Source organism: Micromonospora sp. SD19, from assembly GCF_054462275.1.
Genome location: NZ_JBTLMN010000004.1, coordinates 49,846 through 64,106 on the forward strand (window position 1 = coordinate 49,846; position 14,261 = coordinate 64,106).

General features: G+C 71.2%; 13 protein-coding genes and 1 pseudogene. 6 read left to right on the forward strand and 8 right to left on the reverse strand.

The genetic code is table 11. The features are described 5' to 3' along the window. The first annotated feature begins 46 nt into the window (after positions 1-46). Entirely contained in the window at positions 47-2,887 is a 2,841-nt protein-coding gene (locus ACX27O_RS15805; protein ID WP_358133268.1) for an ATP-binding protein, read from the forward strand. 114 nt (positions 2,888-3,001) lie between these two features. On the opposite strand, the gene ACX27O_RS15810 is transcribed toward ACX27O_RS15805, so the two are convergent. Together ACX27O_RS15810 and ACX27O_RS15815 are read right to left on the reverse strand one after the other, a co-directional pair. Beyond that, positions 3,002-3,535, reverse strand: coding sequence for a phospholipase (locus ACX27O_RS15810; RefSeq protein WP_210861211.1), 534 nt, complete (start codon positions 3,533-3,535; stop codon positions 3,002-3,004). 179 nt (positions 3,536-3,714) lie between these two features. Further along, the gene (locus tag ACX27O_RS15815) at positions 3,715-5,373 is read right to left on the reverse strand and encodes a glycoside hydrolase family 10 protein (RefSeq protein ID WP_458939673.1); all 1,659 of its coding nucleotides are present in this window, start codon (positions 5,371-5,373) and stop codon (positions 3,715-3,717) included. A gap of 202 nt (positions 5,374-5,575) precedes the next feature. Between ACX27O_RS15815 and ACX27O_RS15820 the strand changes: the two genes are divergently transcribed. Both ACX27O_RS15820 and ACX27O_RS15825 read left to right on the forward strand, forming a co-directional pair. Continuing rightward, a complete protein-coding gene (locus ACX27O_RS15820; protein WP_210864795.1) occupies positions 5,576-7,078 on the forward strand; it encodes an amino acid permease in 1,503 nt (500 codons plus the stop codon). A 119-nt stretch (positions 7,079-7,197) separates the two neighbouring features. Continuing rightward, a complete protein-coding gene (locus tag ACX27O_RS15825) occupies positions 7,198-8,232 on the forward strand; it encodes a LacI family DNA-binding transcriptional regulator (RefSeq protein ID WP_458939674.1) in 1,035 nt (344 codons plus the stop codon). Here ACX27O_RS15825 and ACX27O_RS15830 read toward each other — a convergent pair. The 3 genes from ACX27O_RS15830 to ACX27O_RS15840 all read right to left on the reverse strand — a co-directional run bounded on the left by ACX27O_RS15830 (position 8,212) and on the right by ACX27O_RS15840 (position 11,204). Further along, positions 8,212-8,937: a methyltransferase domain-containing protein gene (locus ACX27O_RS15830; protein ID WP_458939675.1), complete on the reverse strand. Its 726-nt coding sequence runs from the start codon at positions 8,935-8,937 to the stop codon at positions 8,212-8,214. The genes ACX27O_RS15825 and ACX27O_RS15830 overlap by 21 nt on opposite strands. A 282-nt stretch (positions 8,938-9,219) precedes the next feature. Continuing rightward, the gene (locus ACX27O_RS15835) at positions 9,220-9,528 is read right to left on the reverse strand and encodes a hypothetical protein (RefSeq protein ID WP_030329764.1); all 309 of its coding nucleotides are present in this window, start codon (positions 9,526-9,528) and stop codon (positions 9,220-9,222) included. 38 nt (positions 9,529-9,566) lie between these two features. Next, a complete protein-coding gene (locus tag ACX27O_RS15840) occupies positions 9,567-11,204 on the reverse strand; it encodes an ABC-F family ATP-binding cassette domain-containing protein (RefSeq protein ID WP_210860450.1) in 1,638 nt (545 codons plus the stop codon). 62 nt (positions 11,205-11,266) lie between these two features. On the opposite strand from ACX27O_RS15840, the gene ACX27O_RS15845 reads away from it, so the two are divergent. The 3 genes from ACX27O_RS15845 to ACX27O_RS15855 all read left to right on the forward strand — a co-directional run bounded on the left by ACX27O_RS15845 (position 11,267) and on the right by ACX27O_RS15855 (position 12,898). After that, positions 11,267-12,037: an ROK family protein gene (locus ACX27O_RS15845; protein ID WP_030329766.1), complete on the forward strand. Its 771-nt coding sequence runs from the start codon at positions 11,267-11,269 to the stop codon at positions 12,035-12,037. Between the two features lie 119 nt (positions 12,038-12,156). Next, the gene (locus ACX27O_RS15850; protein WP_030329767.1) at positions 12,157-12,525 is read left to right on the forward strand and encodes a tetratricopeptide repeat protein; all 369 of its coding nucleotides are present in this window, start codon (positions 12,157-12,159) and stop codon (positions 12,523-12,525) included. A gap of 118 nt (positions 12,526-12,643) precedes the next feature. Further along, positions 12,644-12,898 carry a Smr/MutS family protein gene (locus ACX27O_RS15855; RefSeq protein WP_030329768.1) on the forward strand — a complete coding sequence of 85 codons (255 nt, stop codon included), beginning with the start codon at positions 12,644-12,646 and terminating at the stop codon, positions 12,896-12,898. A gap of 67 nt (positions 12,899-12,965) precedes the next feature. On the opposite strand, the gene ACX27O_RS15860 is transcribed toward ACX27O_RS15855, so the two are convergent. From ACX27O_RS15860 to ACX27O_RS15870, 3 genes and pseudogenes are all read right to left on the reverse strand, one after another. Beyond that, positions 12,966-13,460 carry a GNAT family N-acetyltransferase gene (locus ACX27O_RS15860; RefSeq protein ID WP_210860394.1) on the reverse strand — a complete coding sequence of 165 codons (495 nt, stop codon included), beginning with the start codon at positions 13,458-13,460 and terminating at the stop codon, positions 12,966-12,968. Positions 13,461-13,491: 31 nt separating this feature from the next. After that, a complete protein-coding gene (locus ACX27O_RS15865) occupies positions 13,492-14,118 on the reverse strand; it encodes a class I SAM-dependent methyltransferase (protein ID WP_210860396.1) in 627 nt (208 codons plus the stop codon). Between the two features lie 10 nt (positions 14,119-14,128). Further along, positions 14,129-14,209 (reverse strand): annotated as a pseudogene (locus ACX27O_RS15870) (DinB family protein); the annotation flags it as partial. Positions 14,210-14,261 lie beyond the last annotated feature (52 nt).

Consider the following 14,261-nt stretch of genomic DNA (forward strand, 5'->3'; position numbering starts at 1 on the left):
GAACTCAGGCAGTATGAACCCGACGTCACGGGCGGAGGTTCCTCGCATGTCGCCACGGATCCAGCTCCCGAGCGGTTGGGTGACCTTCGTGTTCACCGATATCGAGGGCTCGACCCGGCTGGCCCAGCTGCTGGGTCCGGACTACCGCCCGGTGCTCGCCGAGCATCGACGGTTGCTGCGCCGCACGCTGGCCAGCACTGGTGGCGCGGAGCTGCTGACCGAGGGCGATTCGTTCTTCCTGGCCTTCGAGGACGCCACCGCGGCGATGACCGCGTGCCTGACCGCCCAGCGGGCACTGGCCAGCCACGACTGGCCCACCGCCGAAGCCGCGCCACGGGTGCGGATGGGCCTGCACACCGGCTACGCCGAGCCGCGCGACGGCGAGTACGCCAGCCCCGAGGTGCACCGGGCCGCCCGGGTGGCCGCCGCCGCGCACGGCGGACAGGTGCTCTGCACGGCGTCCACCGCACGTCGGGCCGAACCGATGCCGCCGGGTGCGACACTGCTCGACCTCGGTCTGCACCGGCTACGCGGCTTCGACGACCGGGAACGACTGTTCCAACTGGTAGCCCCGGGCCTGGAGCGGCAGTTCCCCCGGCCCCGCACCGCCGACGCGGTGGCGCACAACCTGCCCACCCAGGTGACGTCGTTCGTCGGTCGGCAGGCCGAACGCATCGAGCTGGGCCTGCTGGTGCGGCAGCACCGCCTGGTCACCGTGCTGGGCGCGGGTGGCGCGGGCAAGACCCGGCTCGCTGTGGAGCTGGCCAGCGGAGTCGTCGAGGCGTACCCGGACGGGGTCTGGTTCGTCGACATCGCCTCGGTGACCGACCCGGGGCTGGTGGCGTTCGCCATCGCCGCCGTGCTGGGCCTGCGTCCCGAGCCCGGCCGGCCGATGCTGGACACCCTCGTCGAGTACGCGGCCAACCGCCGGATGCTTGTCGTACTGGACACCTGCGACACCCAACCGGCCGCCTGCGCGGAGGTGATCGCGCGGTTGCTGTCCGGCGGGAGCGGGGTGCGGGTGCTGGCGACAAGTCGCGAGTCGTTCAGCCTGCCCGGCGAGGTGGTGTGGCGCATTCCGCCGCTCTCGGTCGACCCGCGCGCCGACGGTGCGGAGAGCGACGCGGTGGCGCTGCTGCTGGACCGCACGGCGGCGGCGCGTGGCGGTCGGCAGCCGGACCCGGCCGAGTCCGCCGACCTGCGTCGGGTCGTGCAGCGGCTGGACGGGCTGCCGCTCGCCATCGAGTTGGCCGCCGCCCGGCTGCGGGTGCTCTCCGTCGGCCAGCTCGCCGAGCGGCTGGACGATGTCCTCGGCACCCTGGACGCCGGCCGGGTGGACCCGGACCCGCCGCCGGTGGAGCGGGGCTGGTCCGGCAACCAGCAGGACACCGTGGACCTGGTCGCGGCGGCGGCCGGTGCGTCACCGCCGAGCCCGGCGAGCCGGGCGGTGCAGCGTTCGGCCACCGAACGGCATCTGACCATGCAGGCCACCGTCACCTGGTCGTACCGGACGCTGGGGCCCCGGGCCGCCCGCCTGCTGCGGTGGCTGGCGGTCTTCGCCGGCCCGGTGGATCTGGAGACGGTGGAATGGCTACTGGGTGACGACCCGCTGGACCCGCTCTCGGTGCTGGTGGACAAGTCGATGGTGTTGGCCGAGCCGAGGGCCGCCGGCAGCACCTACCGGATGCTCGACCCCATACGGGCGTACGCGGCGCGGCGGCTGGCCGAGGCGGGTGAGGAACAGGCCGCTCGGGACCGGCACGTGGCCTGGTCGGCCCACGCGTTGGACCGGGCCCACCTGGGTCAGGACGGCCGGCCGGTGACGCTGTCGTTGTATTCCCTCGACCCGCTGGCGGGGGAGCTGCGCGCCGCGCTGCGCTGGTGCGCCACCGGCGGCAGCGCCCGCGCCGGTCTCGGTCTGGCGGGCGGGCTGGACCAGTGGTGGCTGGAGCGTGGCCTGGCCCGGGAGGGGCGGCTGTGGCTGTTCCGGCTGTACGGGCGGATCGCGGAGACGGGAGAGCGGATCCCGGAGGCGGAGCTGGCGGCGGCGTACCACATGCACTCGTTGCACGCGAGCGCCGATGGCGAGTTCGCCGAGGAGCTGCGCTACTCCCAGCGGGCGGAGGCGGCGGCCCGGCAGGCCGGTGACGCCGGTCTGCTGGCCCGGGTGCTCGCCGGCCGGGCCGCGCCGCTGGTGGACATGGGGCAGTTCGTCGAGGCCGAGCGGGTGTGCCGGGAGGTCATCGACTGGGCGCATGGGCAGGACGTGGTCGGCGAGGCGCTGTTCGCGGTGTTCAGCCTGGCTGAGCTGCTCTGGCGGCGGGGTGCCCTGGAGGAGGCGGCGGAGCTGTTGGGCGCGGTGCGTCCGGTGGAGGCGGCCCGCCCCGTGGAGCGCGGCCGGCGTTCGGTGGACATGCTGCTCGGGATGGTCGCGTTGGCCCGTGGCGATGTGATCGCCGCCCACGAGCACCTGCTGGTGGCGTTGCGTTCGCGGATGGGCCACGGCTACCACGGCCGGGCGTGTGACACCTTGAACGCGGTCGCGGTGCGGTGTGCGATCGGCGGGGAGCGGTTGACCGCCGCCCGACTGTTCGGTGCCGCGCAGGCGACCCGGGCGAGCATGCGGGCCACCCCGGGGATCTTCGGCGGTTACTGGGCGCAACAGCAGGGGGAGTTGCGCGCGGTGCTGGGCGACGCGGCCTTCGACGACGCGTACGGCGAGGGTGCCGAACTGGGGTTGGACGAGGCCGCCGCGCTCGCACTGGACGTGGAACACCCGGACCTCGCGGCGGATTCGACCCGCTTCAGTACGGGCCTGTCCCAGCCGACCCCACGCCGTCCCGCCGACCCCGACCGCCACCCGGCCACCCGCACCGAAGGCGCCTAACCCCCACCCTGGCCCACCCCCTGCCCGTGTTGATCAAGAGGTTTGCGTCAGAAAACGCGCCTCCGGTGACCGAAACCTCTTGATCAACACAGTTCAGGGGGTGGGGTTCAGCGGTTACTGGCGGGCTTTGGCTTCGGCGTCGGCCTTCATTCGGGCGGCGCGGTCGATGTCGGCCTGCTGGACGGCTGCCACCGAACCGAAGATGCTGACCGCCTGGTAGTAGGTCCAGGCCAGGCTGTAGCAGGCCGGCCGGACGACCGAGTTGTACGTGGCGCAGACCCGCTTCAGGTCCTCGTAGAAGGCGCTGTCGAGGCGGGACTTGTTGGCGGGGAACTGGCCGACCGCCTTGTAGTTGCGGTAGCCGAAGTCGTGCCGGTAGCAGCCCAGGTTGAAGGTGAACCCGAGCGGGTTGTCGGGGCTGGACGAGCAGTAGTCGGTGGACCAGTTGAAGTTGTACTCGGCCCAGGGGGCCCGGTTGACCCGGGCGCTGTTCCACGAGTTGTAGCTGGACGCGCTGGTCTGGGTCCAGCTCGACAGCACGGAGAGCTTCTGGGCGGGGGTGACGGCGGCGGCGGGGGAGGCGATGGTGAGGGTGGCGAGCAGCGCTAACGCGCCCGAGGCGAGCAGGGTGGCGAGACGTCGGGGCACGGGTTACCTCCGCGGGGGGTGAGCGGTGGGACCGAAGTTACCGGCGGGTTACCGGATGTCGATGAGTGTCGATCAGCTGATCAACTACGCGGTATGTGCCTCGCCAACTATTGGTGACATGCGTTGAAACAGACGAATGCCCCGGACGCGCGTGGCGTCCGGGGCACTCAGGAACTGAGTCAGCGCAGCACGAAGGCCGGCGGGCTCGCGGGGCTCTCGTTGGCGGACCGGTCCAGGGCGGTCAGCTGGTAGGTGTAGCGCCGGCCGGGCTCGGCCGAGGTGTCCACCCAGGACTGGTTGGCACCGGCCGTGGCGCGGACGGTGCCGACCAGGTTCGCCGCGTCGGCAGTGGCGCACCGGACGGGCAGCGTGGTGCCGTCGAACCGGTAGATCGCGTACGAGGTGGCGGTGCCGAGCGGGCCGACGCCGTCGGCGGGCTGCCGCCAGGTGAGCCGGACCCCGTCGGCCTGCCGGGTCGTCTTGGTGACCACCGGGAAGAGCAGCGGGCGGGCCGGCAGGTGGGGCATGGCCGGCACCAGCGCCGGGCGGGAGTAGTGCTCAGCCGCGTAGATGTCGGTGGCGCCGAGCCGGTTGGCCCGTACCTGCACGGCGGAGAAGTGCACGTTGCCCTGCACCTCCGGGTACGACCGGTTGAGCGTCAGGTGGTCGGACAGTTCGCGTGGGTTCTGCCAGAACGACCCGTACGCCGGGTCGCCGCTCTTGTAGTCGGCCTGGCCGATGTAGAGCTGCACCCGGGTGCCACGCACCGTCTCGGCCCACCACGGCACCAGGCGCGCGTAGTCCGCCGCCGGGTACTGGCCGATGTACCAGTAGAGCTGCGGCACCACGTAGTCGATCCACTCCTGCTTGATCCACTTACGGGTGTCGGCGGAGATGATGTCGTACGACTGGCTGCCGGTGGTGTCCGAGCCGAGCGGGTCGGCGGTCTTGTTGCGCCAGATGCCGAACGGGCTGACCCCGAACTTCACCCACGGCTTCGCCGCCTTGATCTTGCCGTTCATCTCCTGGATCAACAGGTTGATGTTGTCCCGCCGCCAGTCGGCCCGGTCGGTGAAGCCCCGGTTGTGGGCCGCGAAGGTCGCGTCGTCCGGCACCTGGTAGGTGCCGCTCGGGTAGGGGTAGAAGTAGTCGTCGAAGTGGACGCCGTCGATGTCGTACCGCTTGACCGCGTCCATCATGGCGGTCTGGACGAACTCGCGGACCTCGGGGATTCCCGGGTTGTAGTAGAGCCGGCTGCCGGCCACTCCGGCCGGTGGGTAGGCGAACGTCCACTCGGGGTGCTGCTGGGCCGGGTGGCCGGGGGCGAGTTGGGCCAGGTCGGCGCCGGCGCCGCCGGGGGCCGGCATGGAGACGCGGTACGGGTTGAACCAGGCGTGGAACTCCAGGTTCCGTTTGTGCGACTCGTCGACCAGGAAGGCCAGCGGGTCCCAGCCGGGGTCCTGGCCGCGTACCCCGGTCAGGTATTCCGACCACGGCTCGTACGGCGAGGGCCAGAGCGCGTCGGCGGTGGGCCGGACCTGCACCACGACGGCGTTGTGGTTCAGGCGCCCGGCCAGGTCGAGCAGTTCGCGGTACTCGGCCTGCTGGGCGGCGATCCGGTCCGGCGCGGTCTGGGACGCCTTGCTGGGCCAGTCGATGTTGACCACCGACGAGATCCACATGGCCCGGAACTGTCGCTTGGGGGTGGCCGGGTCGGTGGCGCAGGCAGCGGTGGTGGTGTCGGCCGCGCTGGGCGCGGCACTCGCGGGGGTGACGCTGACAAATGTGCCGAGCAGGGCTGCGACCAGCCCGGCGGCTCCGAGTTGGGTGGCTTTCATGCGGTGTGTCCCTTCGGTGGGGCTCCCGGATGTTTCGCGCGGCGCGCGGCAACATTCGCCGTCGGTGTCCGCGTTCCTGGTAGGAAATTTTCACAGTCTGGCCATCGCCGCAAGAGTTCGGGGTTGACCAATCGCGCCGCTGGGTAGCAACGGCGGTCACCGGCCGCCACGGAGGTGGTCGCACGGTGGGAGGGGTGACCGGGTGTCCGTGCTGCGCACAAAACCAATCAAGGACGTGATAGCCCAGGGTGAGGCGGACGGCAGCGACGGCCAACTGGGGCTGAAGCGACGGCTCGGCGCGATCGACCTCACCGGCTTCGGCATCGGCATCGTGATCGGCACCGGCATCTTCACGCTCACCGGGATCGAAGCCCGGGACAGCGCCGGGCCGGGCGTGGTGATCTCCTTCGCCATCGCCGGCGTGGTGGCCCTGCTCGCCGCCCTCTGCTACGCCGAACTGGCCTCCAGCGTGCCGACCGCCGGCAGCGCCTACACCTACGCGTACGCCACGATGGGCGAGATCGTCGCCTGGATCATCGGCTGGGACCTGCTGCTGGAGTTCGCGCTCGGCGCCGCGGTGGTGGCCCGGGGCTGGTCCGGCTACCTCGCCGAACTGCTCGACCTGCCGACCAGGTGGTTCGGCGAGGAGGGCAGCACCGTCAACGTTGGCGCCATCGCCATCGTGCTGATCCTCGGCATCGTGGCGATCGTCGGCATCCGCGAATCCGCCCGGATCACCAACCTGCTGGTGCTGGTCAAGGTGGCCATCTGTGTTTTCGTGGTGGTCGCCGGGCTGTTCTTCGTCAAGGCCGCCAACCTCACCCCGTTCATCCCGCCGGCCGAGCCCGCCGGAAGCGGCGACGACGGCATCAAGCAACCGGTCACCCAGGCGCTGTTCGGGCTGGAGCCGTCGGTCTTCGGTTTCGTCGGGGTGCTCAGCGCCGCCGCCGTGGTCTTCTTCGCGTACACCGGGTTCGAGGCAGTGGCCAACCTCGGCGAGGAGACGCGCAAGCCCAAGCGGGATCTCACCCTGGGTCTGCTCGGCACGCTGCTGATCTCCACGGTGCTCTACATCGGCGTGTCGCTCGTGGTGGTCGGGATGGTGCCGTACACCGAGATCGACAGGGGCGCCCCGATCGCGTCCGCCTTCGAGTCGGTCGGCGCGGGCTGGGCGGCAGTACTGGTCTCCATCGCCGCCGTCGCGGGCCTGACCAGCGTCATCCTGGTCGACCTGGTAGCCATGGGCCGGATCGGTTTCGCCATCGCCCGGGACGGGCTGATCCCACCCTCGATCGCGAAGGTGCACCCGCGTTGGGGGACCCCGTACCGGATCTCGGCGATCATGACGGTGGCGGTCGCGCTGCTGGCCGGCTTCCTGCCGCTGTCCGCGCTGGCCGACCTGGTCAGCATCGGCGCGCTCTGCGCCTTCGTGCTGGTGTCGGTGGCGGTGCCGATCCTGCGCCGCAGGCGGCCGGACCTGGAGCGGCCGTTCCGGGTGCCGTTCTCGCCGGTGCTGCCGATCGTCTCGGCGCTGGCCTGCTTCTACCTGATGCTCAACCTGTCGGTGGAGACCTGGCTGCGGTTCCTGGCCTGGATGCTGCTCGGCGCGTTGATCTACTTCGGTTACGGCTACCGCCGCAACCGGTTGGCCCGACACGAGCCCGCAGTCGCCCCGGGTCCCCGTGAGCCGACCGCCGACAGCTGATCCGACGGAACGAGGAAGGGCCCCTTGCCGCTGCGAGGGGCCCTTTCCCTGTCGCTGGTACCCCTGGCGGCGGTGGCGCTGACGGTATGGTGCGCCCGTCACCTCGGGGAGGTTGCGGCGTGCGACACAGACTCAAGGACGTGGCCGAGCGAGCCGGCGTCTCCGTGAAGACCGTCTCCAACGTGGTGAACGGCCACGTCCATGTCCGACCGGACACCCGGGCACGGGTCGAGGAGGCGATCAGCGAACTCAACTACCGGCCCAACCTCTCCGCCCGGCACCTCCGCAAGGGGCGTACCGGCGTGATCGCGCTGGCTGTTCCGGAACTGGACATCCCGTACTTCGCCGAGCTGGCCCGCTACGTGGTCAGCGCCGCCGCCGGGCACGGCTGGACGGTGCTGATCGACCAGACCGGCGGTCGGCGGGAGCAGGAAAGGGTGCTCGCCTCAGGCATCACCGGCCACCTGATCGACGGGCTCATCATCAGCCCGCTGGGGCTCACCGCGGCGGACCTGGCCGGCCTGGACGGCACCCCGATGGTGCTGCTCGGCGAGCGGATCGCAGACGGCCCGGCGGATCGTGTGGTGATCGACAACGTGGCGGCAGCCCGGGAGGTCACCGACCACCTGATCCGGTTGGGGCGTCGCCGGATCGCCGCCGTCGGCGCGCAGCGCACCGACGAGGGCGCCAGCGCCCGGCTGCGCCTGGCCGGTTACCGGGACGCGCTGCGCGCCGCCGGGCTCGACGACGACCAGGCCCTGGTGGCGTCCGCGCCGGCCTGGCACCGCGCGGACGGCGCGGCCGCGATGCGCGGCCTGCTCACCTCCGGAGTACGCCCCGACGCCGTCTTCTGTTTCAACGACACGCTGGCCCTCGGTGTCCTGCGCGCGCTGCACGAGGCCGGCCTGCGGGTGCCCGAGGACGTGGCGGTGGCCGGCTTCGACGACATCGAGGACGGCAGGTTCGCCATCCCGGCCCTGAGCACCGTCGCCCCGGACAAGGAGCAGATCGCCCGGCTGGCCGTCCAACTCCTCGCCGACCGCCTGACCGGCAACCCCACCCTCCCCACCCGCCACCTGAAGGCCCCGTACCGCCTCCACCTCCGCGAATCCACCAGGGTGAGGCGGCGTGGGTCAGTCGAAGAAGCGCGCTAGGTGGGATTGGGGCGCCGGGTCGGCGTCCGGGGGGAGGGGGGTCAGGTCGGCGAAGATCGAGGCACCGTCGCAGCCGGCGTGCAGTGGGTACCAGCGCGGGGTGCCCGGGGGTCGGAGCTGACAGATCCCCTTGAACGTCTGCACGTCCATCAGCCGCACGTGGGTCGGGTCGGCCACCGCGTTCACATGCCCCCACCAGGGGCTCATCACGTGCAGCACACCACCGGGGCGGAGCACCCGATGACACTCGTCGACCAGCGGCAGGAAGTCGATCAGGTGCTCCAGGATGTGCACAGCGAAGAGGACGTCCACCGAGTTGTCGGCGAGCGGTAGTGAGCCGGACAGGTCCGCGACGGCGTCCACGCCGGGCGCCGGGTAGATGTCCAGCCCCAGGTTGCTCGACCACTGCTTGGTCGGCCCGCAACCGAGGTCGACGACCACCGGCACCCGCCCGCCGATGCCGACCCGGCACCAGACGCCGTAGACCCCGGCGAGCCGCCCCACCAGGTCCCGCACCAGCCGCAGTTGGGCGGGCTCGGCCACCTCGCCGCTCAGATGGGCCACCCCCCGGTCGAAGCGCACCTCGACCGTCAGGTCCCGCAACCGCTCATCGTGGCGGACCTGGTCCGCCCATGCCTGGGCGAGGAATTCGTCGATCGCCCGCAGCCGGTCGGCCGAGGGTGGAGTCTGCGCCAAAGCGACCATTCGGGTCACCTCCCGCCGCGCGATACCCGCAATCGCGCCCGTTATGCCCCGCTCGTCCACATCGCTGCTCGCTCGGGCGAGGCCACTCACGCGCGTGTCGCGGGATGCGGGCCGGGGCCGCATCACCTCGCCGCTCACTGGGCGAGGCTGCCCACACGCGTGTCGCGAGATGCGAGCCGGGGCCGCAATCATCGTGATGCCACACCGGCATCACGATGTCTCCTTGGCATCATGCTCAACGCAGACATCGGCTTCGCGCCGGCATCGGCTTCGCGCCGCGAGTCAGCCGGAGATGGTGCGGCGTCCGCCGCGCATCCGCTGGCGGGGCGGCGGATCGGCGGGCTTCGGCCGCTTGAGGTGATAGCGGTGCAGTTCGTGGTTGCCGGGCAGGGACGGGTCCTCGCTCATCGCGACCAACTCCCAGCCCTGGTCGCCGGCCCGGTTCAGGTGGGCCAGCGAGGTGTCGCCGTAGGGCGTCACGTCGACCATCGAGCCGTCCGGGCCGTACCAGACGAAGACGACCTCCCAGCCGAGGTCGTTGGTCGCGGCCTGGCGGCGGCGGACCAGCAGGGCGTACTCCCACTTGAGCATGGCGTCATTCTCACCCCGCGCCGGCCCGCCGGCACGGATCAATCCTCGGCGATCCGCCCGCCGTCGACCCGCAGTCGCCGGTTGGTCTCGATGGCGGCCAGCATCCGCCGGTCGTGGGTGACCAGCAGCAGCGTTCCGGGATAGCTGGCCAGCGCCGATTCGAGCTGCTCGATGGCGGGCAGGTCCAGGTGGTTGGTGGGCTCGTCCAGCACCAGCAGGTTGACCCCACGGCCCTGCAGCAGGGCCAGCGCCGCCCGGGTCCGCTCACCGGGCGAGAGGGTGGCCGCAGGTCGGGGCACGTGCGCCGCGCGCAGCCCGAACTTCGCCAGCAAGGTCCGCGCGTCGGCCGGCGACAGATGGGGTACGGCCGCGTGGAACGCGTCGATCAGTGGCGCGTCGCCGAGGAACAACCCACGGGCCTGGTCCACCTCGCCCACCACCACACCGGGCCCGAGCGAGGCGGTGCCCTCGTCCAGCGGCAGCCGTCCGAGCAGCGCGGCCAGCAGGGTGGACTTGCCCGAGCCGTTGGCCCCGGTCACCGCGACCCGGTCCGCCCAGTCGATCTGGAGGTCCACCGGGCCGAGGGTGAAGCCACCCCGACGTACCACCGCCCCGCGCAGCGTGGCCACGACGGCGCCGGCGCGGGGCGCGGCGGCGATCTCCATCCGCAGCTCCCACTCCTTGCGGGGCTCCTCGACCACGTCGAGCCGTTCGATCAGCCGTTCGGTCTGCTTGGCCTTGGCGGCCTGCTTCTCGCTCGACTCGCTGCGGAACTTACGGCCGATCTTGTCGTTGTCGGTGGCCTTGCGGCGGGCGTTCTTCACGCCCTTCTCCATCCAGCCACGCTGGGTGCGGGCCCGAGCCTCCAGTCCGGCCTTCGTGTCGGCGTACTCCTCGAAGTCCGCGCGGGCGTGCCGACGGGCCACCTCGCGCTCCTCCAGGTAGGCCGCGTAACCACCGCCGTAGTGATTGACCTGCTGCTGCGGCAGGTCCAGCTCCAGCACCCGGGTCACCGTGCGGGTGAGGAACTCCCGGTCGTGGCTGACCAGCACCGTGCCGGCCCGCAGCCCGGTGACGAACTCCTCCAGCCGTTCCAACCCGGCCAGGTCCAGGTCGTTCGTCGGCTCGTCGAGCAGGAACACGTCGTACCGGCTGAGCAGCAGCGACGCCAGCCCGGCGCGAGCCGCCTGGCCGCCGGAGAGCCCGGTCATCGGATGGTCCAGGTCGACGGCGAGCCCCAGGTCGGCGCTCACCTGCTCGGCGCGTTCGTCCAGGTCCGCGCCGCCCAGGGCGAGCCAGCGCTCCAACGCGTCGCCGTACGCGTCGTCCGCGCCCGCCGCCCCGGCGGTCAGCGCCTCGGTCGCCGCGTCCAGTGCCGCCTGCGCGCCGGTCACCCCGGTCCGGCGGGCCAGGAAGTCGCGGACCGTCTCGCCCGGCCGCCGCTCCGGCTCCTGTGGCAGGTGTCCGACGCTCGCGGTGGGTGGGCTGAGCCGCACGCTGCCGGCCTCGACCGGCAACAACCCGGCGAGGGTACGCAGCAGCGTCGACTTGCCGGCCCCGTTCGGCCCGACCAGCCCCACCACGTCGCCGGGGGCGACCACCAGGTCCAATCCGGCGAAGAGTTGGCGGTCGCCGTGCCCGGCGGCCAGGTCCTTGACGATCATCGTGGCGCTCATCAGGACGGCAGCCTATCCGGCCGCCCGCATGCCAACCGCCGGCAGCGGGCAGACTCAACGACGTGGTGACCACACTGGCGATCGACTGCGGCGGCGGGGGCATCAAGGCGTCCGTGCTCGACGAGGCGGGAACGATGCGGGCCCGGCCGTTGCGGGTGCCCACTCCGTACCCTCTGCCGCCCGCGTTGTTTGTCCGGACCCTGCTGGATCTGGGCGGGCGCCTGCCGACGGCGGACCGGCTCACGGTCGGCGTACCCGGGATGATCCGGCACGGGGTGGTGGTGAGCACCCCGCACTACGTCACCCGCAACGGCCCCCGCACCCGGATCGACCCGGACCTGCTCGCCGAGTGGTCCGGCTGGGACGCGCGGGGGGCGCTGGCCGACGCGTTCGGGGTGCCGGCGCTGGTGCTCAACGACGCCGAGGTGCACGGCGCCGGGGTGGTCGCCGGCACCGGTTGCGAGCTGGTGCTGACCCTGGGAACGGGGCTGGGCAGCGCGCTCTTCGACGGTGGGGTGCTCGCACCGCACCTGGAGCTGTCGCACGCGCCGGTGCGCTGGGGCACCACCTACGACACGTACGTCGGCGAGCCGGAACGTCGACGGCTCGGCGACGCCTTCTGGTCCCGGCGGATCCGGCAGGTGGTGGACGGGCTCCGCCCGGTGTTCCGCTGGGACCGGCTCTACCTGGGCGGGGGCAACTCCCGACTGATCCGGCCCGAGCAGCTGGCCCGGATGGGCGACGACGTGGTGGTGGTGCCGAACACCGCCGGGATCGTCGGCGGCGTCCGCGCCTGGGAGCTCTCCGCCGGACGCCGGGACGCCCGCACCTGACCCTTCGGCGGCACTGGGCGGCCGTAACTGGCCCGATCTCGACCCCGGGAACAGTCGCCAAACTTCCAGTGTTGTGCCAGCGTCGGAACAGGTGACGGCGCGACCCGAGGAGGTGGCAGATGGATCTTCTGGCGGACTACCGGCGGGCGACCATGTTCTTCGAAACCGGTGACCCCAGCGGGGCAGCCCGACTGCTGGAGCCGATCATCGACGCCGAACCCGGCAACGCGGCGGTTCGGCAGTTGCTGGCCCGGGCGTACTTCCAGTCGGCCCAGCTCACCCGGGCCGAGGAGCACCTGCGCGAGCTGATCGAGCGGGATCCCAGCGACCACTACGCACACCACGTGCTCGGTCGGACGCTGGAACGGCTCAACCGGCACAACGACGCGCTGCGGCACCTGCGCATCGCCGCCGCGATGTACGCGGCCAACGACGACTACCGGACCGCGCTGGAGCGGGTGGAGACCCGCCTGGGCGGCAGGCGCTGAGCCTGACCCGGTGACGAGTGCGGGGGCGGTCCCACGGGGCCGCCCCTTCGTCGTCGGACGACCCGGCGGACGTGCCTAGGATGGCGGACATGGGACCTGACCGGCCGGGGGCTGCGGCATGAAGCTCAAGCTGGACCTGCACGAGATCTTCAACAAGGGCCACGACATCGACCGCGCCCTGCGCGGGATCATGGACGAGGCGGTGGCGAAGAAGGCCACCCTCGTCGAGATCATCCCGGGTAAGGGGTCCGGCCAGCTCAAGAAGCGGGTGCTGCGGTTCCTCGACCAGAAGGACGTCAAGCAGCTCTACCACCGGGTGGAGAAGGACTCGAAGAACTTCGGCCGCCTCTTCGTCCACTTCCGCTGGAAGTAAGACCACGGCCAACGGAAGCACTGCGGACAGGCTGCCCAGCCCGGCCGACGAGCTGGCACTACACACGTCAGGCCCCGACCTCAGCGACCATCGTGTCCGCGTCCTCGAACGACTCGACCGTGCGGAATCCTTCAGCGGCGTACAGCCTCGCAGCGAAGTTCGCCCGCTCCACGCTCAGTGACACTGTGCGGATGCCACGTTCTCGGGCGACGTCCAGAACGGCGCGCAAGAGCATCCGGCCCACACCCCGGCCCCTCCAGGTTTCCACCACGCCGATAGTCAGCTCTGGCACGTCGTCACTCACGTACCCATAGCCGGGATCAGCGGCGGTCAGGTATCGGAACCAGGCCGCGCCGACTGACCGCTCAGCTTGGCCGACCGCAACCAGGCCAAAGTCGGTTGGCCGCATCCACCCGCTGACGTAGTGGGCCAGCGCGGGATTCGCCAGGATCTGCTCGCGAGACCAGTTGCGCTCAGGCAGCCAGTTCACGGCCTCCACGAGCATGTCAACCAAGAATTCCCGATCAGCCGAGGTTGCTGCGCGGACGCCGAGGTCAGTCACCGCCGAAGCCTCGCACACGACTCGGACCAGGTCAGCCCTGTGGGCGCTGCGCCCAGAAGAGGGTGTGCCCGCTGCTGCCCTCCGGGACGAAATCCTCGGCGCTGATCGTCAGCCCCGCCTGCTGCAGCCAGGCGCGGTAACTGGAGGCGTCGGCGTGGCTCCACCACATGGTGGCGGGGCCATCGAGCCAGTTGTCCTCGGTGCCTGTCCAGGCGGTGTTGCCGACGGTGGTGAGCAGCCAGCCGCCGGGGCGTAACCAGGTGGCGATGCTCTTGATGAGCTGCGGCTGGTCGGCCAGGGGCATGTGGATGAGGGCGTAGAGGCAAACCACGGCATCGAAGGAGGCCGGCGGCAGGTCGAGCCGGGTGGCGTCCGAGTGGAGAAAGGTGCCGTTTGGCACCAGGCGGCGTGCCCGCTCGATCTGCACGTCGCTGATGTCAACGCCGGTCACGCGGTGTCCCGCGTTGGCGAGGAAGCGGGCGACCGGCACCCCGCAGCCGCACCCGAGGTCGAGGACCCCTGCTGAGGCAGGTAGGCGCTGGTGTAAGTCGGCCAGCCAGGGACCGTACTGGCCGTCGTCGGCGTCGTCCGATCGATAGTGGTAGGAGAGCGCGTCGTACCCCCGTCGTACCAATTCACGCTCGTCGTTCCTGCTCATTCCGGGAACCCTAGAGGCTCGGTGTCGCCTGCCAGCGGTAGAGGTCGCACAGCAGGCAAATCTCGGCGCCGTGGTGGATCAGTTCCCTGCTGAGGTAGGTAGACTGTCTCGAAGTAAGATTGAATCTAGCTTCGGGAGGGTCG